The sequence below is a fragment of the Actinopolymorpha sp. B9G3 genome (genome assembly GCF_040120725.1).
Classification (GTDB): domain Bacteria; phylum Actinomycetota; class Actinomycetes; order Propionibacteriales; family Actinopolymorphaceae; genus Thermasporomyces.
Genome location: NZ_JBEEAB010000005.1, coordinates 263,782 through 287,016, shown reverse-complemented (window position 1 = coordinate 287,016; position 23,235 = coordinate 263,782). Strand labels below are relative to the sequence as shown.

Genomic DNA, 23,235 nt, shown 5'->3' with positions numbered 1-23,235 from the left:
GTAACCAGCGACAAAGCAGCAGACGACAGGGGAGCGCGGAAGCGCTGAGAGTGCGGGGCCACGCAAACTGGCACACCCGCAGACCCTCGAACCTGATCTGGGTAATTCCAGCGCAGGAAGTCGGTCTGTCCGGCCACGGCAACGTGACGTACGCACCTGACTCGGACCCCACGAGCAGGTGCGTTGTTGCGCCCGAACGGATCCGGCAGGACGCGGTCGCCCGTCATCTGCGTGAGCAGGCTCTGCGTGGGCAGGGTTCTGCACGAGCAGGGAGGGCAACGCCATGTCCCATGACTCCACCGAGACCCCGACCGGTCGCCTCGACTCCCCACCCACCACCCGCCTTCGCTGGCGGACCGTCGACATCATCGTGGCGGCCGTGCTCGCGGCCGCGTTCGGTGTGGTGTTCGCCGGGTGGAACGCACTGTGGGCCGCGACCGCTCCGGCGTTCACCTGGTTTCCGCCCGCCCAGGCGGTGCTCTACGGCATGTGGCTCGTTCCCGGTGTGCTCGGCGGCCTGGTCATCCGCAAGCCCGGTGCGTCGGTGTTCACCGAACTCGTCGCCGCCACCGTCTCGGTGTTCTTCGGCGCGCCCGCCCCGCTGATGATCGTGGTGTACGGGCTGGTGCAAGGTATGGGCGCGGAGCTGGGATTCGCGGCGCTGCGCTACCGGTCCTGGCGGCTGCCGGCCGCGTTGGTCGCAGGTCTGACGGCCGGGCTGGTACCAGCCGTCCTCGACAACATCCTCTACAACGCCGCGTGGGCACCGGCGTGGATGCTCGCCTACGGCGTCCTGGTCGTGGCCAGCACCGTCGCCCTGGCCGGAGTGGGTAGCTATGTGCTCGTGCGCGCGCTGGCCAGCACCGGTGTCCTCGCACCGTTCGCCGCGGGGCGCGAGCAGTCCACGACATGACACCGGCGCACCCAGCGGCCCTGGGCGTCCGCGCCCGCGCCTGGGGCTACCGCCATGCCGGTCGGCAGGCGTGGGCCGTCCGCGGGCTCGACCTCACCGTCGAGCCCGGGGAACGGATCCTGCTCGCGGGCGCGTCCGGCGCGGGCAAGAGCACGCTTCTCACGGCCCTTGCCGGACTCCTCGACCCCGAACAGGCAGGCGAGGTCGAGGGCGCCCTCACCGTCGGCGGGGCTCCGCCGAGGGAGGTACGGGAGCGGGTCGGCATCGCGTTCCAGGATCCGGAGAGCCAGCTGGTCATGGCCCGGGCCGGCGACGACGTGGCGTTCGGGTTGGAGAACCGCGGAGTGCCGACACCCGCGATCTGGCCGCGGGTCGAGGAGGCACTGAAACTCACCGGGTTCCCGTACGACCGGGACCAGCCCACCGGTCAGCTGTCCGGTGGCGAGAAACAGCGCCTGGTCCTCGCCGGCGTCATGGCGCTCTCTCCCGCCCTCCTGCTGCTCGACGAACCCACGGCGAACCTCGACCCGGACGGCGCCGCCCTTGTGCGTACGGCGGTCGAACGGGTCGTCGCGGCTCGCGGCAGCACCCTGATCGTCGTCGACCACCGGGTGGACGACTGGCTGCCGCTCGTCTCCCGGGTCGTGGTCCTGCGCGCCGGCGGTGGTGTCCTCGCCGACGGCGAACCGGCGCAGGTCTTCGCCACCCAGGGCGAGAGGCTGGCCGCCGCAGGGGTGTGGGTTCCAGGGCACCGGCCGCCTCGGCGGCGCGCACCGGAACCCGCCACCGAACCGCTGCTGGCAGCGGAGGGGCTGACCCACACCTATCCCGCCGCCGGCCGGCCCGCGCTGGTCGACGCGAACGTACGGCTCCACGCCGGCGAGGCACTCGCGCTCACCGGTACCAACGGGTCCGGCAAGTCCACCCTCGCGATGCTGCTCGCCGGGCTGCTGCCTCCGTCGGCGGGCCACGTCCGTGCCATGCCGTCGTTGTACCTCCGGGCCGGGCTAGACCCCCGGTGGACGGGTGCCCGACGTCGGCTGTTCCAGCGGCAGAGTGGCGACTCACCGCTGCACACCTGGCGGGCGACGGAGCTCGTCCGCGCGATGGGCACCGTCTTCCAGGACCCCGAGCACCAGTTCCTCACCTCAACCGTCCGCGCCGAGCTGGCGCTCGGTCCCCGGCTCATCGGTTGCTCCCCCGGCGAGGTGACGTCGCGCGTCGACGACCTGCTGGACCGCCTGCGGCTCGCGCATCTCGCCGACGCCAACCCGTTCACCCTCTCCGGTGGAGAGAAGCGGCGCCTCTCCGTCGCCACCGCTCTCGCGACCGGGCCGGCGGCACTGGTGCTCGACGAGCCGACGTTCGGACAGGACAGGAGCACCTGGCTCGAACTGCTCGACCTGCTGGCGAACCTGCGCGACGAAGGACATGCGGTGACCTTCGTGAGCCACGACGCGGACTTTGTAGCGGCCTTCGCCGACCGCACGCTCGAGATGCGGGCGGGACGGCTTGTCCACGAGAGCGACCAGCGGATGGCAGCGAAGCGAGAACGCGCATGAGTGTGCTGGCGGAGCCGATCGTCGCCAACCCGAAGGCCCTGCTCGGGCGCCTCAACCCCGTCACCAAACTCGCGGCGGCCACGATCGTCATGGTCGGCCTGCTCTTCACCGGTGACGCCGTGACACCTGCGCTCGTGCTCGCCGCCGAACTCGCCGCGGTCTCGGCGGCCGGTGTCAGGTGGCGGGTCTTCCTGCGAAGGCTCTGGCTGCTGATCCTCCTGACCGGTGGGCTCGCGGCCTCGACACTGCTGTTCACCGACCGCCAGGGTGGGGCTCCCCTCCTGGACGCCGGGCCGTTCCTGGTGACCACCGAGAGTGCGCTCGCGGCCCTCGCGATCAGCCTCCGGATCCTGGCGATCGCTCTCCCGGGAGTCGTGGTGTTCGCCTCCACCGATCCGACGGAGCTCGCCGACGCGCTCGTCCAGCACCTGCGTACGCCGCCACGCTTCACGTTCGGCGCCCTTGCCGCGTGGCGACTCGTGCCGGTCCTGGGCGACGAGTGGCGCACCCTGATGCTGGCCCGGCGCGCGCGTGGGATCGACCCCGGCCGATCACCGCTACGCAGGGTCCGGCTCTTCGCCTCCGGGGTCTTCGCTCTCCTGGTCTGCGCGATCAGGCGGGCGATCCGGTTGGCGACGGCGATGGAGTCGCGCGGGTTCACGGGCGAGCACGGTCGGACGCTTGCCCGACCACAACCCCTCCGAGCGGCCGACGGCGTGTTCTTCCTCGCGACGGTCGCGGTGATGGTCGGCGCGACGGCGTTCAGCCTCGGCCTGGGAACCTGGCGGTTCCTGTTCTGGTGACGGGCTGCTGATCAGGCGGTCTCGAAATCGCCGGCCCGCACACCCGCGACGAACGCCTGCCACGAGCCAACGCTGAACGCGAGAATCGGTCCGCCACGGTCCTTCGAATCGCGAACCGCGATCTGCGGACCGAGCCCGGCGACCTCGACACAGTTGGAACCATTACCGCTGTAACTACTGGCCCGCCACGCAGCGACCTCGACACAGTTGGAACCGTTACCGCTGTAACTGCTCGTCCGCCACGCCAGGCGCAACGGGTCCGGTGTGCAAACCCGCATGGTCAATCCCCTCGTCGGATTCAACTTCTGATGATCTTGTCGGCCGCCTGCGCGAGATAGTCCACCGAATCCATTGGGCTGAGGGCCATCGCACGCAAGTGGTCGAAAGCCAGGCTATACCGGTAGATCTCGACATCTCGCTCGACATATCGATTAGCCGTCATAGTTTCGACATAGACGGCATCCGGCTCAGATGGCTCAGGAAATTCCAGGATCGCGAATGTCCCGCTCGTCGCCGGATGCGCTCCGGCGGAGGTCGGTAGGACCTGCAGGGTGATGTTGTCCTGTGCGGCGAAGGCGCGGAGCCGGTCGTACTGCTCGGCCATCACCTTCGGCGAACCCACCAGCCAGGAGAGCGCAGGCTCGGCGAGGACGGTCCAGAACCGAGGCGGATTCTCCTCCCGGGTGAGCAGCCCTTGCCGTGTCATGCGTACTTCCACCCGGCGGTCGATCTCGGCTGGCGAGGACAGCCCCATCGATGCGGCATGGATGATCTCGCGGGCGTAGTCCTCGGTCTGCATCAGCCCGTGGACGAGGTGTGCGTCGTAGCAGCGCATCCCTGCCAACTGCGCCTCGACCTCGATGTAGTCGGCGTAGTCGCTGGGCACGAACTCCGCGTAGGCGTCCCACCAGCCCTTCGTCCGCGCGGTGCGCGTCTTGCTGAGGATCGCCGTCCGGCGCTCACCCTCGACGCCGTACGAATCGAGCAGGTGGCCCAGGTCCTTGGCGCTGATGCCGACGACGGCGGTCTCGATCCGGCTGATCTTGGCGACGGACCAGCCGAGCCGGGTGCCGACATCCTCGAGTGTGAGTTGGGCGCGCTCGCGGAGGAGGCGCAGTTCGGCCGCCAGTCGCCGGCGCTGGATGGTGGGGGACTTCGTTCCGGAGCGTGTGGCGTACATCCGTTTCTTCCGGTTCTGGTGGGGAATGTGGCCGTAGGTGACGCGAATGTCTGATCTCGCGCGTCCCGGCACATCATCGGCGATGATCGTTTGGCCCGCGTAGTGAACGACACAAGTGCAAATTTGCGCATTCGTGGTGTACGCGCACTACCACAGGATTACCGTCGGTGCAGAAGCAGTGCCGCAGCGCCATCACCTCGACGGGGAGGTTCGTAGCGATGGCAACGACGACACCCACGGTCACCTGGAAAAGGGGCCCAGGGAAGAGGGGCACGCGGAAACCAGCGGGAACACCGGCGTCGCACGCCGATGTCTGGTTCCTGGCGGCAGGCGCACGCCCATCCGGAGCTGTCGAAGACGAACTCGACCGCCGGGCACGCGAGCTGGCGACGATCCATCGGCCCCAACGTGACGCACTCAGCTGGCGCCGCCGATGGAGGCTCGTTCCCTGGCCCACCCTGGAGCGTTCGCACTGTGTCTTCTGCGGACGGCAGTGGCTCTGCCCGCCGGCCGCGTGGGCGCATGGACGGCTGTCCACACTCGGCAACCTCAGCCGCGAGATCTGCGAGGAGAGCCCATGACGACATCCTCGCTGACCCTGAAGATCGGCCCGGGTGACACCGCGCCGGACGCGGGCAACCTCGGCGCCACCTACGACCAGGTCATCGCGACCGTCCCGGTCCGCGACGTGCCTTACCCCTGGGTGCAGCTCGTCCGCCCGGGCGGCGAACTGGTGGTGACGTGGCACAACCCGTTCGCGGGAGCGGCCATCGCACGGTTGAGCGTCGCCGCCGACGGGCGGGCGGCCGGAAACTTCGTCGAACTCGCCGACGTCGCCTGCGAGGACGAACCCACACCAGTGATCGCCGAGGCCGAGAACGCGGTCCCGTGGTATCGCACGACCACGCCACTCGATCCCGACACCGTGTGGTCCGACCCGGCCGCGCTCTTCGCCCTGGGTGTCCGACTCCCCCGGCTGCGGTCGGTCGGCCAGAGGACAGGCCCGCAACGCCTACCAAGGGCGGACCAGGCGCAGAAGGACCTGACTCCGCGCCTGGACGGGACCGAGGCCGAGTCCCGGCGGTGGGTCTACGACGGGACCTCCTGCGCCTGCGCCGTCCGCGGTCCGTCCGGGGAGATCCAGGTCGAGCAACACGGCCCGCGACTGCTGTGGCGGGAGATCGAGGCCGCCTACAAGTGGTGGCTGGACCACGACCAACCGGCGTTCGACTCGTTCGGTCTCAGCGTGACGTCCTTCGGCCAGTTCGCCTGGCTCGGGCACCGCTGCTCCGGCCGGATCTGGCGGCTCTGAGGAGGACCGACGCCCGACGAGTGCCATCGGCACTCGGGCACCGTTCCCGTACGCACCATCGTGAGGTTCGAGCAATCCCATGACGCCCGAGGTGAGCGCGCCCTCGTCCGCTCCGACACGCACCCTTCCACCGCAGGATCACGTCGATCAGCAGCCCCGACCGCACCCCGGAGTCACCACGGTCCTGGTCGGGATCCTGCTCGCCCTCGGGGTGGCCGCCATCGCGGTGCTCTACCGGTTGTCGCCGTATCCGTCGGACCAGCTCAACTACTTCGACGCCGCGCGCGAGTTTCCTCACCGGTCGAGCACCGGCGGTGGTGAGCACCAACTCCTGCGCATCGGCCTGATCGTCCCGTTGCGCTTGGCGCAGATGCTGTTCGGCTACTCGCAGGGGGCGTACCTGCTCGTCCCGACGCTCGCGGCGATCGGGCTCGCGGTCGCCGTCTACGCCCTCGGTGTCCTGCTCTTCAACCGCACGGTGGGCTTCGCGGCGGCGGTCCTCACCGTGGGCAACAGCATCGTCTTCACCGACCTCACCGCACCGCTACCGGACCTCCTGGCGACCGCCCTGCTGTGTGGTGCGGTGGCGCTCACCCTCGCGATCAGACAGGGGCGTCACGTCGTCACCGCGAGCGCACGCCGGCAGGCAGGCGCCCTCGTCATGGTGGGCATCCTGCTGGGCTGGAGCTACCTCACCCGTGAGTACATCGTCTTCTGCTGGCCGCTCGTTCCCTTCCTGCTCTGGAAGCGGCTGCCGTACCGACGGCTGCTGTGGATCGTGGCTCCTCTCACGGCCATCGGACTCGTGGAGCTCGGCCTCAACGCCGCCGCCTCGGGAGATGCGCTCGCCCGGCTGCACGCCTCGGCCTCGCACGGCCAGTCGCCGAGGAGTACCAGCTTCATCGGGCACAGCCGGCAGTGGTACCTCTCCCGGCCCGCCGCGATTCTCGGTGGTACGCCGGAAGGAACCTGGCTCAAGGCGGCGCTCCTCGCGACAGTGGCGGCGCCCCTGATCTCCCGCAGGCTCGCGTTCCTCGCCGGTTGGGCGGCGATTTTCGCCCTGCCCCTGATCGCGTTGGGCGGGTTCCTCGACCCCGACCACCCGATGCTGCGGATCACCAAGGAGCGGTACTGGATTCCCCTGATGCCGGCGGTCTACCTGTGCGCGGTCGCGGGTGTCTGGCTCCTGGCGCGTAACCGTGCCACGGTCGTGCCGGCGCTGCGCGGCCGTTCGCGGGTGGTCGCCACCTGGGTGACGCTCGCCGTCGTGGCCGTGCCGGTCGGCATCGCGCAGCATGCCCGGATGACCGAACCCACTCCGCAGAACGCGAGCTTCGCCGCGAACGGTGGCGTGCAACTCGAGCACCTCCGCCCCTGGCTCGACCAGCATTCGACCGGAGTGACGACGGTATGGGCGGAGCCGCGGACGTACCGCCTGGTCAAGCTCTTCGCCACCGGAACCTTCGGCGGCCCGGTCTGGTCCGGAGAGTTGAAACTCTGGCTTCCCGGCGCCAGCCACCCGCAGCCGCTTCCCGGCGACTACGTGGTGCTCTACAGCCCACGCTCCGGGGTCTGTGGACCGTGCCGGGACAACGCCGAGGCGCTGCTGGGCAGTCCGGTCCACGTGCCGGCGTCCTGGCAGCCGGCGTTCATCAGTTCCCGCCGCGTGGTGGAGATCTACCAGGTCCGGTGACGGATCGACGGGCTGACGAGGACGGCGGTGGTCCGGAGTCGTCTCGCCGTCCGCAGCCGCCTTGCCTGTTCGACAAAACTTCCGTCCCGGGCGTTTAGCCTCCGCTGCGCTGAGCCATAACGGGCAGGGGAAGCAACGCAACGGGGGACCCTGATCTTGTCTACTGCCACCTCCCCGCCGAACGTCGTGTCGGCTGCAGCCGCTGCCGGACCTGTCGGGACCGGCGCGGGCCCAGCCGTTCCGACCGCCGGGGGCACGCCACGCACTCCCACCCGCGTGGACCGCTGGCGGCATTCGCGCCCGCTCACCGTCGCCATCGGCGGCCTTCTCGCGGTCGGCGTCGGCGTGGTCGAGGTGCTGTACCGGTTACCGCCGGTGCCCTTCGACCAGGTCAACTACTTCGACGCCGCGTGGGGCTTTCCCAGTCATACGTCGTACATCAGTGATCATCAGGTGCTCCGGCACGGCCTGACCGTCCCGATCCGGATGGCGCAGGAACTCTTCGGCTACTCCCAGGCCGCCTTCCTCGCGGTCCCGATCCTGTCCGGCGTACTCCTGGCCGTGAGTGTCTACGTCATCGGGCTGTTGTTGTTCAACCGGACGGTCGGTTTCGCCGCGGCCGTCCTCACGGTCGGCAACTCCGTGGTCTTCCCCAACCTGACCACTCCGTTGCCCGACGTGCTGGCGACCGCGCTCATGTGCGCCGCGCTGGCGGTCGCGCTCGCCCTCCGGCAACGCCGACTCCTCGTGGCGGGGACGCGGCGACGGGAGATCGTGGCGCTCCTGATCGTCGGCGCCCTGCTCGGATGGAGCTACCTGGCCCGCGAGTACATGGTGTTCGTCTGGCCGCTGATCCCGCTGATGCTGATCCGGCGGGTACGCATGATCCGGCTCGGCTGGCTCATCGTCCCGCTGCTGGTCGTGGGCGGCGGGGAAGCCCTCCTCAACACGCTCGCCTACGGCGATCCGCTGGCCCGGCTGCACGTCGCCGCACACCATGGCGACGGACCGCCGCTGAGCGACGAGCCGTGGCGCAACGAACATCTCGGACACAGCGCCCAGTGGTACCTCACCCGGCTCGCGGCCATCGTCGGCGCGGCTCCGGAGGCGCTGTGGCTCAAGGCCGCCGTCGCGGCGACCGTCGTCGGTGCGTTCTTCCACCGCAGGATCGGGTTCCTGCTGGTGTGGGCGTTGCTGTTCTACGTGCCGCTGGTCGCGCTCGGCGGCCTGCTCGATCCGTACCAGCCGCGGCTGCGGATCAACGTGCAGAGGTACTGGCTGCCGCTGATTCCCGCCATCGTGCTCGCTCTCGTGGCCGTCACCTGGCTGCTCGTCAGCAACCGCGCCAGGGTGGTGCCGTTCCTGCGTGAGCGGGCACGGCTCCGCTCGGCGCTCGCCTCGCTGGCGGTGCTGGCGGCCGTGGCGGTGCCGGTCGGCCTCGCACAGCACGCCCGCGCCACCGGGGACACCGATCCGTACGCACGCTACGCCGCCAACGGTGCCACCGAACTCGAGGACTTCCGATCCTGGCTGCAGCGGACGGATTCGGTCGACACCCTCTGGGCGAACCCGAGTACGAACCGGGTCGTGGGGATCTACCTCAACCCGACGTTCGGCCGGCCGGCGTGGGACGGCGAGCTGACGGTCTGGCATCGGGTGGATGATCCGCAGCCCGGTGATCACGTCGTGCTCTACAGCGCCCGGACGCCGACCTGCGGCGGCTGCATGGCCCACGCGCAGAACATCCTCGGCGATCCGGTCCGGATCCCCGCCTCGTGGCGGCTTGTCTTCCAGGCCAACGACCGGCAGGTCGAGGTCTACCGAGTTCGCTGAATCAGGTTCCGTCTTCCCGGCCTTGTCTGCCACTCCCCTGGTCCGTTGTACTCGTGCCACGTCGACTATTCTCGGCGCGTTTCCGATCACGCCGCCATCGCCTTGATGGTGCTCCTTTTTTCGGAAGGGACGGTCCGCCGATGCCTGTGCGCGCCCACGAACGGCTCCACACGCTTGTCGTCGGGGGTCTGCTCGCGATTGCCACAGTGCTGGTCGAGATCGTCTACCGGCTTCCGCCGTATCCCTCCGACCAGCTCTATTACTTCGATTTCGCCGAGAGTTTTCCCGCTAGTCCCCTGGCCGACAACTCACTTTTTCTCCAGCGATTCGTTCATCAGTTCCTGCGGTACGGACTTGTCTTTCCGATGCGTCTCGCCCAGGAGGTTTTCGGGTATTCGCAGGGGGCCTATCTGTTGGTGCCTGTCGCCGCCGGAGTCGCTCTCGCCGTCGGCGTTTATCTGCTCGGCGTCCTTCTCCTCAACCGCACGGTGGGGGTGGCGGGCGCCGTCCTCACCGTCGGCAACTCCATCGTCTTCCCGGAGCTCACCCAGCCTCTGCCCGACCTGCTCGCCACGTCGCTCTTCTGCTGGGCCGTCGTCGTCGCGGTCGCGATCCGGCAGCGTCGGCGCGTCGTGACCGTGACCCGGCGGCGGGAGACCGTTGCGCTGCTCGTCCTGGGCGTACTCCTCGGGTGGAGCTATCTCACCCGTGAGTACATCGTGTTCTGTTGGCCGCTCATCCCGCTCCTCTTCCTCCGGCGGGTTCCGCTGCGCAGGTGGCTGTGGGTGGCGTTGCCGCTCGTGGTCATCGGCGGCGGCGAGGCCATCGTCAACGCGGTCCTCTTCGGCGACCCACTGGCGCGCCTGCACGCCTCCGCCGCACACGGGAGCGTCGCGCCGGCGGTCACGGACTTCCTCGGGCACAGCCGCCGTTGGTATCTGACCCGGGTGCTCGCGGTTCTCGGCGCGGCGCCCGAGGGTCAGTGGCTCAAGGGCGCGCTCGTCGTCACGGTGCTCGGTGCGGTGTTCTCGCGCAAGCTGGTGGTCCTCGCCGCCTGGGCCGTACTGTTCTACGTCCCGTTGGTCGCGTTCGGTGGCGTCATCGATCCCGACCATCCGATGGTCCGGATCCTCAAGGAGCGCTACTGGCTGCCGCTCATGCCCGCGATCATGCTGGGCGCTGTGGTTGCCGGTTGGCTCGTCGTTCATGCGGTGGTGCGGCGGGCGCCGCCCGTTCGTGCGTACGCCGGAGTCGTCGCGGGTGTCACCGCTCTCGCGGTCGCTGTGGTGCCCGTGAGCATCGCCCAGCACGTCCGCATAACCGATCGCGACGATCCGCTGAACGCGACGTACGCCGTCAACGGTGGTACGCAGCTGGAACAGTTCCGCTCCTGGTTGGCCGCGGACGGCGGCGACGTCGACACGATCTGGGCCGACCAGCGCTCGGTCCGGCTGGTGCGGGTCTTCGTCAACGGCACGTTCGGCGAGCCCGTCTGGCGCGGTCGGATCGCCACCTGGTACACGCCGGAGCAGGTGCCGGCCGGCATGGCGGCGGGGGCGCCGAAGGCCGGCGATCACGTCATGTTCTACAGCCTCCGGTCCACGATCTGCGGATACTGCCGGGGCAACGCCGAGGTCCTTCTCGACAGCCGGCCGGCGAGCCCGCCGGCGACCTGGCGGCTCGTGTTCACCACCGACGACGACGTGGTCCAGGTCTACGAGGTCCGCTGACAGGCGGGCCCGCGGGCTACCAGAGCGTGAAGGAGTCGGCCAAGACCTCACCCAGGAGTCCGGCGGTGGCCTCGATCGGCGCGAGCGCGAGGATCCGCTGCTGCTTGAGGGCGCCGTCGACCAGGGCGTCGACGTCGGTCGGCTCGTAGCCCACCGCGCCGAGGCCGTTGGGCAGGCCGGTTTCGCGCATCAGCCGGCGAATCGCCTCCGGTAGCCGTTCCCTCGCGTCGGCCATGGTGTCCGTGGCGGGATCGAGTACGTGCGCCGCCTCGAGGTGGCGATCGGGGCTGGATTCGTACGTACGCCGGAACGCCGCCGGAGCGGTCAGCACGACCGCCATCCCGTGCGGGACCATCGCCTCGCTCTCCGGATAGTCGGCCGGGCGGAAGTCGCGTACCTGTCCCGCGATCGGATAGGCGCACGCATGCGGGAGGTGGACACCCGCGTTCCCGAAGCCCAGACCGGCGAACAGCGCCGCCTGCAACAGGTCGGTCCTGGCCGCGACGTCGTTCCCGTCGCGGTAGGCGACCCGCAGCGAGCGGGCGAGCAACGGCAGCGCCTGCTGGACCCAGATGTCGGAGATCGGGTTGGCGCCGCAGTAGGCCACCCGTTGCTCGGGCCGGCGCCTCGGGAAGCTGTCGTACGGCCTTGCCGTGAACGACTCCAACGCATGGCACAACACGTCGAACGCCGTCGCCGCCGTGACGCCGGGCGGCATGGACAGGGTGACCGACGGGTCGACCACGGCCAGCACCGGTCGCAGCCGCGGATGACTGATGCCGGTCTTCACCCGTTCGGCCAGCAGGTCCATGACGCAGACAGCCGTGCTCTCGGCGCCGGTGCCGGCGGTCGTCGGGACCGCGACCAGCGGTTTGACCGGTCCCGGCGGCGCGAGCCCGCGGCCGATCGGCGGATTGACGTAGCCGAGCAGGTCGCCCGGATACGAGGTCAGCAGGTTGACGGCCTTGGCCGTGTCGATGCTCGAACCGCCGCCGACCGCGACGAACCCGTCCCAGCGCCCGCCGGCGGCGGTGTCGACGGCGGCCTGGATGCTCTCGTCGGTCGGCTCGACGTGGACACCGTCGTAGAGAGCGGCGACCAGCCCGGCCGCCCGCAACTGCTCGACGACCCGCTGAGGTGTCCCCGTGGCGGCGACGCCGGCATCGGTCACCACCAGCACCCGCGTCGCACCCAGCGCGGCGACGTCGTACCCGATCTCCTCGATGGCACCGGCTCCGAACTTCAGTGCCGGTCCGCCCCAGGTGAACACCGTCTCCTGCATGCCTACCGTCTCCCGCATGCGTTACCGCCTCCCGCGACGTTCGGAAATGGGTTTGCGCGCCGGCGCTGCCTGCTGTGACCGTGACCCACATGCCGCCGGAACGCAAGGCGGCGGCAGCCAACGGATCGTGCCGGACCCCTCAGGAGCACCGATGACACGGCCCATACCGAACACACCGTCGGAAGCCGCGTGCTGGCGCCGCGATGCCGTTCAACCGCTCATCGACGTGTACGCCGGAGAGCCCGACGTCGAAGCGGTCATGCTCAGTGGCTCGGCCGCCCGTGGAAACGCCGACCGCTGGTCCGATGCCGAGATCGGGGTGTTCTGGTCGCGTCCTCCGGCAGAGGACGAGCGTCGGCGGCTCGCCCTGGCAGGCGGCATGCGGGACGCCCATATCTTCCCGCTCTACGAGCCCGAAGCGGTCTGGTGCGACGACATCTATCTCGGCGGGCCGATCGGGTCCGGCCTCCTGGTGGAGGTCGTCCACGCCGAGACCGTGGCCACCGAGAAGGCACTCGCCGACGTCTTCGACGACCACGATCCGGACCCGGCCGGGCTGAACCGCGCCCAGGGTGTCGTGGACGGGATCGCCTACCACGGTCAGGAGCTACTCGCCGGCTGGAAGCGACGGGCAGCGGCGTACCCGCGTGAGCTCGCGGTCGCGGTCGTCGAGCGGGCTGGCGTGATCGACCACTTCTGGCGCTGGGAGATGTACGCCGAACGACGGAATCCGGCGATGCTGGCCCAGCACTTCGCCGCCGTCTGCGAGCGGGTCGTCATGATGCTCCTCGCGCTCAACAGGCGGTACGGACCGAACCTGAAGTGGCTCCCCACGATCGCCGCGTCCCTCGACCACGCGCCGCCTGGTCTGGCCGACCGCATCGGCACCGTGTTCGCGTCGGAACCGGCCGTCGCGGCAACGCTGCTCACCGACCTCGTGCGGGAGACGTTCGACCTGGTGGAAGCCGGCCTGCCCGAAGCTGACGTGGACCGGCTCCGGCGTGTCTTCGGCCACCGTCGCCTCCCCCTCGACGAGCTTCCGGCGAGCTGACCAGCGGCGACTCGTGGTGGACGTACCGGTCACGCCGCGTTCGGTTGCCGTTTTCGCCCACCAGGTACCGTCGGAGGACGTGACCACGACGACAGGCGGCCCGGGCCGCACGACAGCCGCCCTCACCGCGGACGCCGTCCTTCTCGACCTCGACAGCACCCTGGTCAACTCGCTGCCATCCCTCATCCGGTCGTGGAGCCAGTGGGCCGAGGAGCACGCCCTCACCCCCGCCCAGGTGCGCGCGGCCCTGGGACATGGGCTGACCGCGGCGGCCATCGTCGCGCGGCTGCTTCCGCCGGAGCGGAGAGCAGCCGGGCTCGCGCGGGTCGGCGAACTCGAGACCGCTGACGTCGCCGACGTCACGGCGTTGCCGGGCGCGAAGGCCCTGGTAGCCGCCCTCCCACCCGACCGCTGGGCGATCGTGACGTCCGGTAACCAGCTGGTCGCGAGGGCGCGGCTCCGGGCAGCCGGCCTCCCCGAGCCGACCGTCCTGGTCACCGCCGACGACGTGGGCAGGGGCAAGCCCGATCCCGAGCCCTACCTTCTCGGCGCGCGGCGGGTCGGGGCTGACCCGGCGCGGTGTCTCGTCGTGGAGGACGCGCCGGCCGGCCTCGCCGCCGCCCGTGCGGCCGGGATGCGGGCGATCGGCGTGACGACGACGCACCCCGCGGCCGACCTCGACGCCGACGTCGTTGTCGAAGGGCTACAGAACCTTCGCGTCGAGCTTGACGGTGCCGCGCTCACCATCGTGGTGAACGGCGAGGCATGATGGGTCGTCCTGTTCAGCCCGTGTGATCGGCGAGGAACCCGGCCCTGTCGTGGCCGTGGCACCTGTCGGCATGCAGGGCACACCCGCAGGAGGTCACTCATGGGGGCATCCCCTTTCCGGAACGTCGACGCCCGAGCAGCCGCCACGGCGGAGGCGCCCCGCCGCGTCGCGTTGCCGACGCTCCACACTGCCGCGTCCGCGTGCGTCCTCGCACTCGTCCTCGCCCTCACCGCGTGCACCGCGGGCAGCCGGACCGGATCGAACACGTCCGGCCCTGGCCCCGGACGCGGGTCCGCACTCGACGTCGGTTTCATCGCCGAGCCGGCAAGCCTGGACTTCACGAAGAACGACGGCGCCGCGATCCCCCAGGCGCTGCTCGTCAACGTCTACGAAGGGCTCGTCAAGCTCGACGGCGACGGCGAGATCGTGCCGTTGCTGGCGAAGGCGTGGGAGGTCAGTCCGGACCGCCGGACCTACACGTTCACCCTGCGGGAGGGGGTGAGGTTCAGCAATGGCGATGACTTCACCGCCGAGGACGCCGTTTTCAGCATCAACCGCGTCAGGACCGACTGGACGGTCTCGCTGAAGTCGGGCATGGACGTGGTTGAGCGGGCCGATGCGGTCTCGCCGACGACGCTGAGGGTCGCGCTGAAGCGGCCCAGCAACTCCTGGCTCTTCGCGATGACGACCCGGATCGGCGCGATGTTCTCGACCGACGGGGTCTCCGATCTCGCGACCATCCCCGTCGGCACCGGACCCTACGTGATGTCGCGGTGGACGCGCGGCGACGCCCTCGTGCTGGAGGCCAGGAAGGGCTACTGGGGACGTCAACCGGACCTTGACGCGGTGACGCTGCGGTATTTCAAGGACCCGACGGCGATGAACAATGCCATGCGTACGGGCGGAATCGACGTCGTGAGCACGGTGCAGACGCCGGAGAGCCTGGCGGAGTTCGCCGACACGTCGAAGTACCGCGTGATCGAGGGGACGAGCAACGGCGAGGTGGTCCTGTCGTTCAACCATGGCAAGGCACCGTTGACAGACCGCCGGGTGCGGCGGGCGCTGTGCCTCGCGATCGACCGGCAAGCCATCCTTGACACCGCCTGGGCGGGTCACGGCACGCTGATCGGCTCGATGGTGCCACCGACGGATCCGTGGTACGAAGACCTGTCGCGGACCTATCCCCACGACCCCGCCCGGGCGAAGCGGCTGCTCGCAGATGCGGGCGTCGGGTCGCTCCGGCTCCGGCTGCGGATCCCCAACCTGCCTTACGCGGTGGCGGCCGCGCAGGTCGTCAAGAGCCAACTCGCCGACGTGGGCGTGACCGCGTCGATCGATGTCCTGGAGTTCCCGGCCCGCTGGCTCGACGACGTGTTCACCAAAGCCGACTACGACATGTCGATCATCGCCCACGTCGAACCGCGCGACCTCGCCAGCTGGGGCAACCCGGACTACTACTGGCGCTACGACAATCCCCGGGTGCGGGCGCTGCTTGCCGAGGCCGACGCCGGCACCCCCGCCGAGCAGGTTGCACTGCTGCGCCGGGCAGCGCGGATCCTCGCCGACGATGCCGCGGCCGACTGGCTGTTCCTGCTGCCGAACCTCATGGTGACCACACCCGAGGTCAAGGGCCTGCCGACCAACGTCGTGTCGGAGTCGTTCGACCTGACCTCCGTGTCGGTCCGTCCGACCTGAGCCCGCCGCCTCATGCTGTACCGCATCGTCGTCCGTACCGGTGTCTTCGCCGCCAGCCTGGTCGGCGCGAGCGTCGTGGTGTTCGCGTTCATGGCGGTGCTTCCCGGCGATCCCGCCCGTGTCGCGTTGGGTGTCAACGCCACGCCGGCGGCAGTTGCCCAACTGCAGAAGGAGTTCGGCACCGACCGGGCGCTCACGGCGCGGTACCTCGACTGGGTGGGCGGACTCGCCGTCGGTGACTTCGGCCGGTCCTACGTCACGCACGAGGCGATCGGCCCGCAGGTCGTCGACCGGCTCGGCGTCACCTTGTGGCTGGTGGGGTCGGCGATGGTGGTGGCGCTGGTGCTCGCAGTGCCGCTCGGCACGGTCATGGCGCTCCGGCACCGCCAGCTGTCCGGCCTCGCGTTGTCGGCAATGAGCCAGCTCGGCATCGCCGTTCCCGCGTTCCTGGGTGGGATTCTCGCGGTCGCGTTCTTCTCCGTACGCCTGGGCTGGTTGCCGTCGGGTGGGTGGGTGGCACCGGCCGAGAGTCCGGTGGAATTCGTCCGTCACCTGGTCCTTCCGGTGGCGGCGCTCGGTGTCGCGCAGGCCGCCGTGCTGGCGCGGTACGTGCGTTCGGCGATCCTCGACGTGCTCCGGGAGGACTACCTCCGCACCGCCCGGGCCAAGGGACTCACTCCGGGCAGGGCCCTTGTCCGGCACGGGTTCCGCAACGCCGCGATCCCGGTCGCCACCGTGCTCGGGCTGCAACTCGCGACCCTGCTCGTGGGCGCCATCGTGATCGAACGCGTCTTCGTCATCCCGGGGCTCGGCAGCCTGTTACTCGACGGCGTGGCCAACCGTGACCTGCTGCTCGTGCAGGGCGTCGTCATGGTGATCGTCGTCGTGGTCCTGATCGTCAACTATGTCGTCGATCTGTGCTACACGGCCCTCGATCCGCGGTTGCGGGTGAGCCCGTGAAGCCCCTCGAGACACCATCGGTCGCGCCCGCACCTGCGCCGCCGGGGCGGGGCCCGCGGCGACGAGCTGTCAACCCGTCCTTGCTCGCCGGCGGAGTCCTCGTGGGCGCGATCGTCGTCGTGGCCTTGCTGTCCTACGCCTGGACTCCCCACGACGGGTTCCGGATCGACAGCGCCCGCCGGTTGCTCGACCCGACCGGGACGTACTGGCTCGGCACCGACAAGTTCGGCCGCGACATCGCCAGCAGGCTGATGATCGGTGCGCGGACCACCCTGTTCGTCGGGGTCGTCGCCGTCGGGACTGCCGCGCTGGTCGGCACCCCGCTCGGCGTCGTCGCCGGGATGGCTCGCGGCTGGCGGAGCGGACTCCTCCTGCGCGCTTCGGATCTGGCGCTGGCGTTTCCCGCCCTGCTGCTGGCCATCATGTTCGGTGCGGTGTACGGAGCGAGCACGCTGACGGCGATGGTGGCGATCGGGCTCGCCAGCGTTCCGGCGTTCGTCCGGATCGTGCGCGCCGGCACGCTGCGGGTGATGGCGACCGAGTACGTCCTCGCGGCGAGGGCCGCGGGACGCCGGCGGTTCGGCATCGGGCTGCGGCACGTGCTCCCCAACGTCATGGGACTCGTCATCGTCCAGGCGTCGGTGTCGTTCGCGATCGCCGTGCTCGCCGAGGCCGGCCTTTCCTTCCTCGGTTTCGGCACGGCCCCGCCGACGCCCTCGTGGGGGAGGATGCTGCAGGAGTCGCAGGAACTGCTGTTCATCCATCCGCTGCTGGCGGTCTGGCCAGGACTCGCCATCGTCGCGGCCGTCCTCGGCTTCAACCTGCTGGGTGACGGCCTGCGTGACCGGTTCGACCCGCGGATGGAGGAGCGGTGAGCACACCTCCAGCGCTGACCGACGACGCCCTGGACGTACGCAAGGACGTCTTGACAGTCACCGGGCTCGGTGTCGGGCGGCGGGGCGACCCCCTCGTACGCGACGTGACCTTCACCGTGGCCCCCGGCGAACGGGTCGGACTGATCGGCGAGTCGGGCTCCGGAAAGTCACTGACGGCACTCGCCCTTATGGGCCTGCTCCCCGACGGCCTCGCACCGGTCGGGTCGGTGCATCTCGCCGGTGCCAGCCACGAGTTGCTCGGCGCCGGCGAACGCGCACTCTCCCGGCTGCGTGGCCACCGCATGAGCATGGTCTTCCAGGAGCCGATGTCCGCGCTCAACCCGGTGCTGCGGGTCGGCGACCAGATCGCCGAAGCCGTACGCATCCACCGGCCCGAGGCCGATCGCGCGGTGGCGCGCACCCGGGCGGTCGACCTGCTGGACCAGGTGCGCCTACCCGATCCGGCGCGGACGGCGCGTGCGTACCCCCATCAGCTCTCCGGCGGCGGGCGCCAGCGGGTCATGCTCGCGATGGCACTCGCCAACGACCCGGCGGTGCTCATCTGCGACGAGCCGACGAGCGCGCTCGACGTCACCGTGCAGGCCCAGATACTCGACCTGATCGCCGACGGGCCCCTGCGCCGGGACGCCGGCCTGCTGTTCATCTCGCACGACCTCGCGGTCGTCGCGGCCGTGTGTAGCCGGGTGATGGTGATGCGGGCGGGCGAGATCGTCGAGGACGGGCGGGTCGCCGAGGTGCTGTCCCGGCCGAACCATCCCCACACGCAGGCGCTCATCGACGCGACTCGTCACGGCGGTCGCGAGCGGCGCCGTCGCCATCCGGTACGCCGTAACAGCGGTACGGAGACGCGGGTGCTCGAGCTCCGCCATGTCACCCGTACCTTCCCGCGGCGCCGCACGACGCTGCTGGCGAAACCACCCCAGGTGCGGGCTCTCCACGACGTCAGCGTCCAGATCGCACCAGGAGAGCGGTTCGGCATCGTCGGTGAGTCCGGCTCGGGAAAGTCCACGCTGCTCCGGTTGCTCGCCGGCCTGGACCGACCGAGCGGTGGCTCCGTCCACTTCGCCGGCAAAGACATCGGCCACCTTCCGGAACATCGACTGCGGTTCGTGCGGGACGACGTCCAGGTCGTGTTCCAGGACCCGGCCGGTTCTCTCGATCCTCGGATGCGGGTACGTGAGATCGTGGCCGAACCGCTGGTCGCCCGCGGCGGCGGCCGGCGGTCGCGGGTCCGCGCGCACTCCGGTCGGGTCGACGAACTTCTCGCCGCGGTCGGACTTCCGCGCGATGCCGCGGACCGCTATCCGCACCAGTTCTCCGGTGGGCAGCGCCAACGCATCTCCATCGCTCGCGCCCTCGCACCCTCGCCCACCGTGCTCCTTGCCGACGAGCCGGTCAGCGCGCTCGACGCCTCGATCCGGGCGCAGGTCCTCGACCTCCTGGCATCGCTCGCGGATGCGTACGACCTCACGCTGGTCCTGGTGTCCCACGACCTACACGTCGTGCGGCAGGTGTGCGACACGGTGGCCGTCCTCCACCAGGGTGAGATCGTCGAACACGGCCCGACCTTGGAGGTCTACGAACGGCCGGCGCATGCGTACACTCGGGCCCTCCTCGCGGCGGTTCCCACCCTGCCTGGGTGAGGAGTCAGGCCCTAGTCACCGCGGCAGAGGAGGTCCGCGCCGCGCATCCGGCACGGCATGCTGCACGGGCCTCCGGCACCGGCGTTCACCACGGTGTCAGGTCCGCGGCTGACCTTGTTCGGCTTCGCTGATCGCCCAGGCGGCGTTCACGAGACCGATGTGGCTGAACGCCTGCGGGAAGTTGCCCAACAGCTCACCGGTGGCCGGGTCGACCTCCTCCGCGAGCAACCCGACGTCGTTGGCGCAGGCGACCGCGCGCTCGAAGGCGGACCGGGCGCGCTCGACCTGGCCGGACAACGCCAGCGCCTGCGCAAGCCAGAACGTGCACATCACGAACGTCCCCTCCGTACCGGCCAGGCCGTCCACCCCGTGCTCATCGACACCCTGCGCTGTCCGGTAGCGGTACACCAGCCCTCGCTCGTCCGTGAGCCGATCCTCGATGGCGTCGATGGTGGCGAGCATGCGCGGATCGTCCGCGGGAAGGAAGCCGACGACCGGCATCATCAGGGCGGAGGCGTCCAATGCTGTGGACCCGAAGTACTGCGTGAACGCGCCCTCGGACTCGCACCATCCCTCGCCTACGACGGTCTGCCAGATCTCGTCACGCACCTGCCGCCACCGGTCGATCCGGTCCCCCGCCTCCAAGGCGTCGGCAAGCTCGATCGCCCGGTCGACGGCGGCCCAGCACATCACCTTGGAGTAGAGGAAGTGCCGCGGTTCGCCGCGTATCTCCCAGATTCCCTGATCTGGTTCCCGCCAACGTTCGGCCGCGACGTCGGCGCAGGTCCGCAGGAACCTGCGGGTGTCGACGTCGATGTCGACGATCTGGTCGGCAAGCCGGTGCGCGGCGGTGAGAAGTTCGCCGTAGACGTCGATCTGCCGCTGGGTCCATGCGTCGTTGCCGATGCGTACGGGCCGGCTGTCGCGCCAACCGCGAAGGTGCGGCAGGGTGCGTTCGGTGAGGTCGTGCTCGCCACCGACACCGAACATGATCTGCAGCGCCTTGTCCGTGTCGAGCGACGGTGCGGCGGTGGCAAGGAAAGCGAAGAAGTCGCTGGCCTCGTCGGGGCAGGCCGCCACCCAGAGGGCGTCCATGGTGAGACTCGCGTCGCGGACCCAGGAGTAGCGGTAGTCCCAGTTGCGTTCACCGCCCACACCTTCGGGCAGCGAAGTGGTCGCGGCCGCCACGATCGCGCCGCTGGGTTGGAAAGACAGTGCCTCAAGGACCCGACCACTGTGGTGGACCAGGTCACGCCAAGGACCGACGTACGCCTGATGGAGATCGGACCACGAACGCCACGCCCTGACCGTATCGGTCAGCCACCCGGCGATCTGCCCCTGCTCCCAGACCCGTGCCGGGGTCTCGTCCAGGGTCGAACGATGCAACGCGAATCTGAGTGTTTCCCCCCGTCGGAGCGTGGTGGAACCGCGCACGGTTCCGGCATTGGGCGTGAGCGCCACGGGCGTCGTCAACACCAACCACTCCGCACCACCGCGGCTGGTGACGCCGTCGTCGACCGCGGACAGCAACGGAGTGATGAGGCCGTACTCCGGGCGCGGGCGGTACTCGAGTTCGATCTCCGCCGTACCCTCGACACACGTGACCTCCCGGGCGAGGATGTGCGGCGCGCCGACACCGAGCAGGTGGTCGCCGTTGTGGCGGCCGAGCAGGAGGGCGTCGGTGAGGACGACAGTCCCGCGAGGCGTACGAAATGTCGTGTCCAGCACCATCGTCCGTTCCCGGTACTCCCGGGTCACGGCATAGTCGCCGACCGGGCGGATCGACCAGTGGCCGGCATCCTCGTCGAGGAGCCGCGCGAAGACCGACGGGCTGTCGAAGCGCGGAAAGCAGAGCCAGTCCAGCGACCCGTCACGGCTCACGAGCGCGGCCGAGTGCCGATCCGAGAGCACGGCATAGCTGGCGATCGGCGTACTGCTCATGCCGTGCCCCTTTCGCATGACCACTGCGGTGCCTCACTCCGGCACACCTCGTACCTCGCCGTACCTCCGCGGGGGCTCCTCGCGCTCATGCCGTGCCCCTTTCGCATGACCACTGCGGTGCCTCACTCCGGCACACCTCGTACCTCGGCGTACCTCCGCGGGGGCTCCTCGCGCTCATGCAGGCCAGGCGACCACCGACGAAGGTGGGACCGCCAGACCCAAAGGTCCTCCCGTCAGGAACCGAGGCGTTCCTGGGAGCCGGTCCACCGCTGGAGATCCGCGAGCACCTCCGGCTTGTCGGCGTATCGTCCGGCCAGGTCGGCAAGCATCGCCCGGCCCGCCCAGGCCAGGCAGGACGCAGGGATCGATCGCGCCTCCTCGCCGTATCCCGTGGCCCAGCCGTCAGCCAGGGTGGCGAGCAGCTCGCGTTCGTACGGCTGCAATGTCGCGAAGGTCGGCTCCACGGTGAGCAGGGTGTGGCTGCGGGCGAGGTCGAGCAGAGGATGCCCCGCCCGGGCGTTGTCCCAGTCGAGGACGCCGCTGATCCGGTCGCCGTCGACGAGGAGATTTAGCCCGTGCCAGTCCAGGTGGAGCAGCGAGGTGCCCTGCGGTAGTCCCTCGATCGGGGGTACGCCAGAGGTCGGCCATCCACCGCCGTCGCCATCGACGACGCCGCTGAGTGCCGGCGGTGCCGCCAGTGCGTGCAGCCGCCGTTGCGCCTCGCCCATGAGGACGCCGATCCGGTGGGCATCGGCGGGATTGGTGCGTACGGCGTCGAACACCGTCGCACCCGGAAGCCAGGACAGCAGCAGCACGGCGTCGAAGCCCATGTCGACCCGCCGGAGCACCTCCGGCACGGGGAGCCCGGCCCGGCCCGCGACCCCCATGACCGACTGCTGGCGCCCGATGGTGAAGGCGGATCCGGTCCGAAGCGCGAACGGACCACCCGGTGCGGTGACCTTCCACAGCTGGCCGGTGGCTCCGCCGGCAGGTTCGGCCGTCGCGTCGGCCGGGAGTCCGACGCTGGCCAGGAGTTCCGGCAGGTCGTGCTCGCGCCGTGCGTTCCGGGATGCCGCGCCCGTGCTCACCGGCCCGCCCGCTCAACGCACGACATGGCCGGCCTCCCGCAGGCGCGCCTTGACATCCCCGATCCGCAGCTCACCGAAGTGGAAGACGCTCGCCGCGAGAACCGCGTCCGCTCCCGCGTCGACGGCCGGCGGGAAGTCCTCCGGCGTCCCGGCACCACCGCTGGCGATGAGCGGGATGTCGACGACGGCCCGGATGGCCCGGATCATCTCCAGGTCGTAGCCGGCCTTCGTGCCGTCGGCATCCATCGAGTTGAGCAGGATCTCCCCGGCACCCAGCTCGGCTCCCCTGGCCGCCCACGCGACGGCGTCCATGCCGGTGCCGCGCCGGCCGCCGTGTGTGGTGACCTCGAAGCCGGACGGGAGCTGGTCGGCGGTGCCGACCGCGCGCCGAGCATCCAGCGAGAGCACCAGCACCTGCGAACCGAACCGCTGCGCGATCTCGGCGACCAGCTCCGGCCGGGCAATCGCCGCGGTGTTCACCCCCACCTTGTCCGCACCCGCCCGCAGCAGCCGGTCGACGTCCTCGACCGACCGGACTCCGCCTCCGACCGTGAGCGGGATGAAGACCTGGCCGGCCGTCCGGCGTACGACCTCGTAGGTGGTCTCGCGGCCGTGGGCGGAGGCCGAGACGTCGAGGAAGGTCAGCTCGTCCGCACCCTCCGCGTCGTAGATCGTCGCCATCTCCACCGGATCACCCGCGTCGCGCAGATCGGCGAAGTTGACACCCTTGACCACCCGGCCGGCGTCGACGTCAAGGCACGGGATCACCCGCACCGCGAGGCTGTTGCTCATACGGCGAACCCTAGCGGCCGCCCCGGTCAGGCCTCCCCGCCGAGCGGGGTGTGCCATCCTCGCGGCCCAGACTCGACACCGCCGCCGCGGTG

General features: G+C 70.1%; 19 protein-coding genes and 1 riboswitch. Of the genes, 13 read left to right on the top strand and 6 right to left on the bottom strand.

The features are described from left to right. The first annotated feature begins 17 nt into the window (after positions 1-17). Positions 18-136, top strand: a riboswitch (TPP riboswitch). A gap of 147 nt (positions 137-283) precedes the next feature. The 3 genes from ABNF93_RS11895 to ABNF93_RS11885 are packed head-to-tail and all read left to right on the top strand — an operon-like array spanning position 284 to position 3,278. Further along, positions 284-913 (top strand): ECF transporter S component, encoded by a 630-nt coding sequence (locus ABNF93_RS11895; RefSeq protein ID WP_349328008.1) that lies wholly within the window; start codon positions 284-286, stop codon positions 911-913. Then, entirely contained in the window at positions 910-2,475 is a 1,566-nt protein-coding gene (locus tag ABNF93_RS11890; RefSeq protein ID WP_349328007.1) for an ABC transporter ATP-binding protein, read from the top strand. Before ABNF93_RS11895 ends, ABNF93_RS11890 begins: the two co-directional genes overlap by 4 nt. Next, on the top strand, positions 2,472-3,278 hold the full coding sequence (locus tag ABNF93_RS11885) for an energy-coupling factor transporter transmembrane component T family protein (protein ID WP_349328006.1): 807 nt from the start codon (positions 2,472-2,474) through the stop codon (positions 3,276-3,278). Before ABNF93_RS11890 ends, ABNF93_RS11885 begins: the two co-directional genes overlap by 4 nt. Positions 3,279-3,289: 11 nt before the next feature. Here the strand turns inward: ABNF93_RS11885 and ABNF93_RS11880 are convergent, their stop codons facing one another. Further along, entirely contained in the window at positions 3,290-3,556 is a 267-nt protein-coding gene (locus tag ABNF93_RS11880; RefSeq protein ID WP_349328005.1) for a DUF397 domain-containing protein, read from the bottom strand. A 20-nt stretch (positions 3,557-3,576) separates the two neighbouring features. Continuing rightward, on the bottom strand, positions 3,577-4,458 hold the full coding sequence (locus ABNF93_RS11875) for a helix-turn-helix domain-containing protein (protein ID WP_349328004.1): 882 nt from the start codon (positions 4,456-4,458) through the stop codon (positions 3,577-3,579). Positions 4,459-5,035: 577 nt separating this feature from the next. Between ABNF93_RS11875 and ABNF93_RS11870 the strand changes: the two genes are divergently transcribed. The 4 genes from ABNF93_RS11870 (at position 5,036) to ABNF93_RS11855 (ending at position 11,026) form a co-directional block, all read left to right on the top strand. Beyond that, positions 5,036-5,770, top strand: coding sequence for a hypothetical protein (locus tag ABNF93_RS11870; RefSeq protein ID WP_349328003.1), 735 nt, complete (start codon positions 5,036-5,038; stop codon positions 5,768-5,770). A 79-nt stretch (positions 5,771-5,849) separates the two neighbouring features. After that, positions 5,850-7,463, top strand: coding sequence for an ArnT family glycosyltransferase (locus ABNF93_RS11865; RefSeq protein ID WP_349328002.1), 1,614 nt, complete (start codon positions 5,850-5,852; stop codon positions 7,461-7,463). 156 nt (positions 7,464-7,619) lie between these two features. Continuing rightward, positions 7,620-9,296, top strand: coding sequence for a glycosyltransferase family 39 protein (locus ABNF93_RS11860; protein ID WP_349328001.1), 1,677 nt, complete (start codon positions 7,620-7,622; stop codon positions 9,294-9,296). Between the two features lie 140 nt (positions 9,297-9,436). Then, a complete protein-coding gene (locus ABNF93_RS11855) occupies positions 9,437-11,026 on the top strand; it encodes a glycosyltransferase family 39 protein (protein ID WP_349328000.1) in 1,590 nt (529 codons plus the stop codon). 16 nt (positions 11,027-11,042) lie between these two features. Here the strand turns inward: ABNF93_RS11855 and ABNF93_RS11850 are convergent, their stop codons facing one another. Further along, positions 11,043-12,326, bottom strand: a complete 1,284-nt coding sequence (locus ABNF93_RS11850) for a hydroxyacid-oxoacid transhydrogenase (RefSeq protein WP_349327999.1) — start codon at positions 12,324-12,326, stop codon at positions 11,043-11,045. Positions 12,327-12,459: 133 nt separating this feature from the next. Between ABNF93_RS11850 and ABNF93_RS11845 the strand changes: the two genes are divergently transcribed. From ABNF93_RS11845 to ABNF93_RS11820, 6 genes are all read left to right on the top strand, one after another. After that, positions 12,460-13,359: a DUF4037 domain-containing protein gene (locus tag ABNF93_RS11845; protein ID WP_349327998.1), complete on the top strand. Its 900-nt coding sequence runs from the start codon at positions 12,460-12,462 to the stop codon at positions 13,357-13,359. Positions 13,360-13,438: 79 nt separating this feature from the next. Beyond that, positions 13,439-14,128 (top strand): HAD-IA family hydrolase, encoded by a 690-nt coding sequence (locus ABNF93_RS11840; RefSeq protein ID WP_349327997.1) that lies wholly within the window; start codon positions 13,439-13,441, stop codon positions 14,126-14,128. Positions 14,129-14,227: 99 nt separating this feature from the next. Next, complete coding sequence (locus ABNF93_RS11835; RefSeq protein ID WP_349327996.1) at positions 14,228-15,823, top strand: ABC transporter substrate-binding protein; 1,596 nt, start codon at positions 14,228-14,230, stop codon at positions 15,821-15,823. Positions 15,824-15,835: 12 nt separating this feature from the next. Beyond that, complete coding sequence (locus ABNF93_RS11830; protein ID WP_349327995.1) at positions 15,836-16,783, top strand: ABC transporter permease; 948 nt, start codon at positions 15,836-15,838, stop codon at positions 16,781-16,783. Between the two features lie 80 nt (positions 16,784-16,863). After that, positions 16,864-17,658 (top strand): ABC transporter permease, encoded by a 795-nt coding sequence (locus ABNF93_RS11825; protein WP_349328120.1) that lies wholly within the window; start codon positions 16,864-16,866, stop codon positions 17,656-17,658. Next, entirely contained in the window at positions 17,655-19,322 is a 1,668-nt protein-coding gene (locus ABNF93_RS11820) for a dipeptide ABC transporter ATP-binding protein (RefSeq protein ID WP_349327994.1), read from the top strand. The genes ABNF93_RS11825 and ABNF93_RS11820 overlap by 4 nt, the downstream gene beginning before the upstream one ends. A 96-nt stretch (positions 19,323-19,418) precedes the next feature. Here the strand turns inward: ABNF93_RS11820 and ABNF93_RS11815 are convergent, their stop codons facing one another. The 3 genes from ABNF93_RS11815 to hisF form a co-directional block, all read right to left on the bottom strand. Further along, positions 19,419-21,263: a glycoside hydrolase family 15 protein gene (locus ABNF93_RS11815; RefSeq protein ID WP_349327993.1), complete on the bottom strand. Its 1,845-nt coding sequence runs from the start codon at positions 21,261-21,263 to the stop codon at positions 19,419-19,421. A gap of 233 nt (positions 21,264-21,496) precedes the next feature. Continuing rightward, positions 21,497-22,351, bottom strand: coding sequence for a phosphotransferase family protein (locus ABNF93_RS11810; RefSeq protein WP_349327992.1), 855 nt, complete (start codon positions 22,349-22,351; stop codon positions 21,497-21,499). Positions 22,352-22,363: 12 nt separating this feature from the next. After that, positions 22,364-23,143, bottom strand: coding sequence for an imidazole glycerol phosphate synthase subunit HisF (gene hisF / locus ABNF93_RS11805; RefSeq protein ID WP_349327991.1), 780 nt, complete (start codon positions 23,141-23,143; stop codon positions 22,364-22,366). Positions 23,144-23,235 lie beyond the last annotated feature (92 nt).

Coding starts and splice junctions, on each gene's coding strand:
- ABNF93_RS11895 (WP_349328008.1), top strand. CDS start 284: ATGTCCCATGACTCCACCGAGACCCCGACCGGTCGCCTCGACTCCCCA.
- ABNF93_RS11890 (WP_349328007.1), top strand. CDS start 910: ATGACACCGGCGCACCCAGCGGCCCTGGGCGTCCGCGCCCGCGCCTGG.
- ABNF93_RS11885 (WP_349328006.1), top strand. CDS start 2,472: ATGAGTGTGCTGGCGGAGCCGATCGTCGCCAACCCGAAGGCCCTGCTC.
- ABNF93_RS11880 (WP_349328005.1), bottom strand. CDS start 3,556: ATGCGGGTTTGCACACCGGACCCGTTGCGCCTGGCGTGGCGGACGAGC.
- ABNF93_RS11875 (WP_349328004.1), bottom strand. CDS start 4,458: ATGTACGCCACACGCTCCGGAACGAAGTCCCCCACCATCCAGCGCCGG.
- ABNF93_RS11870 (WP_349328003.1), top strand. CDS start 5,036: ATGACGACATCCTCGCTGACCCTGAAGATCGGCCCGGGTGACACCGCG.
- ABNF93_RS11865 (WP_349328002.1), top strand. CDS start 5,850: ATGACGCCCGAGGTGAGCGCGCCCTCGTCCGCTCCGACACGCACCCTT.
- ABNF93_RS11855 (WP_349328000.1), top strand. CDS start 9,437: ATGCCTGTGCGCGCCCACGAACGGCTCCACACGCTTGTCGTCGGGGGT.
- ABNF93_RS11850 (WP_349327999.1), bottom strand. CDS start 12,326: ATGCGGGAGACGGTAGGCATGCAGGAGACGGTGTTCACCTGGGGCGGA.
- ABNF93_RS11845 (WP_349327998.1), top strand. CDS start 12,460: ATGACACGGCCCATACCGAACACACCGTCGGAAGCCGCGTGCTGGCGC.
- ABNF93_RS11835 (WP_349327996.1), top strand. CDS start 14,228: ATGGGGGCATCCCCTTTCCGGAACGTCGACGCCCGAGCAGCCGCCACG.
- ABNF93_RS11830 (WP_349327995.1), top strand. CDS start 15,836: ATGCTGTACCGCATCGTCGTCCGTACCGGTGTCTTCGCCGCCAGCCTG.
- ABNF93_RS11815 (WP_349327993.1), bottom strand. CDS start 21,263: ATGAGCAGTACGCCGATCGCCAGCTATGCCGTGCTCTCGGATCGGCAC.
- hisF (WP_349327991.1), bottom strand. CDS start 23,143: ATGAGCAACAGCCTCGCGGTGCGGGTGATCCCGTGCCTTGACGTCGAC.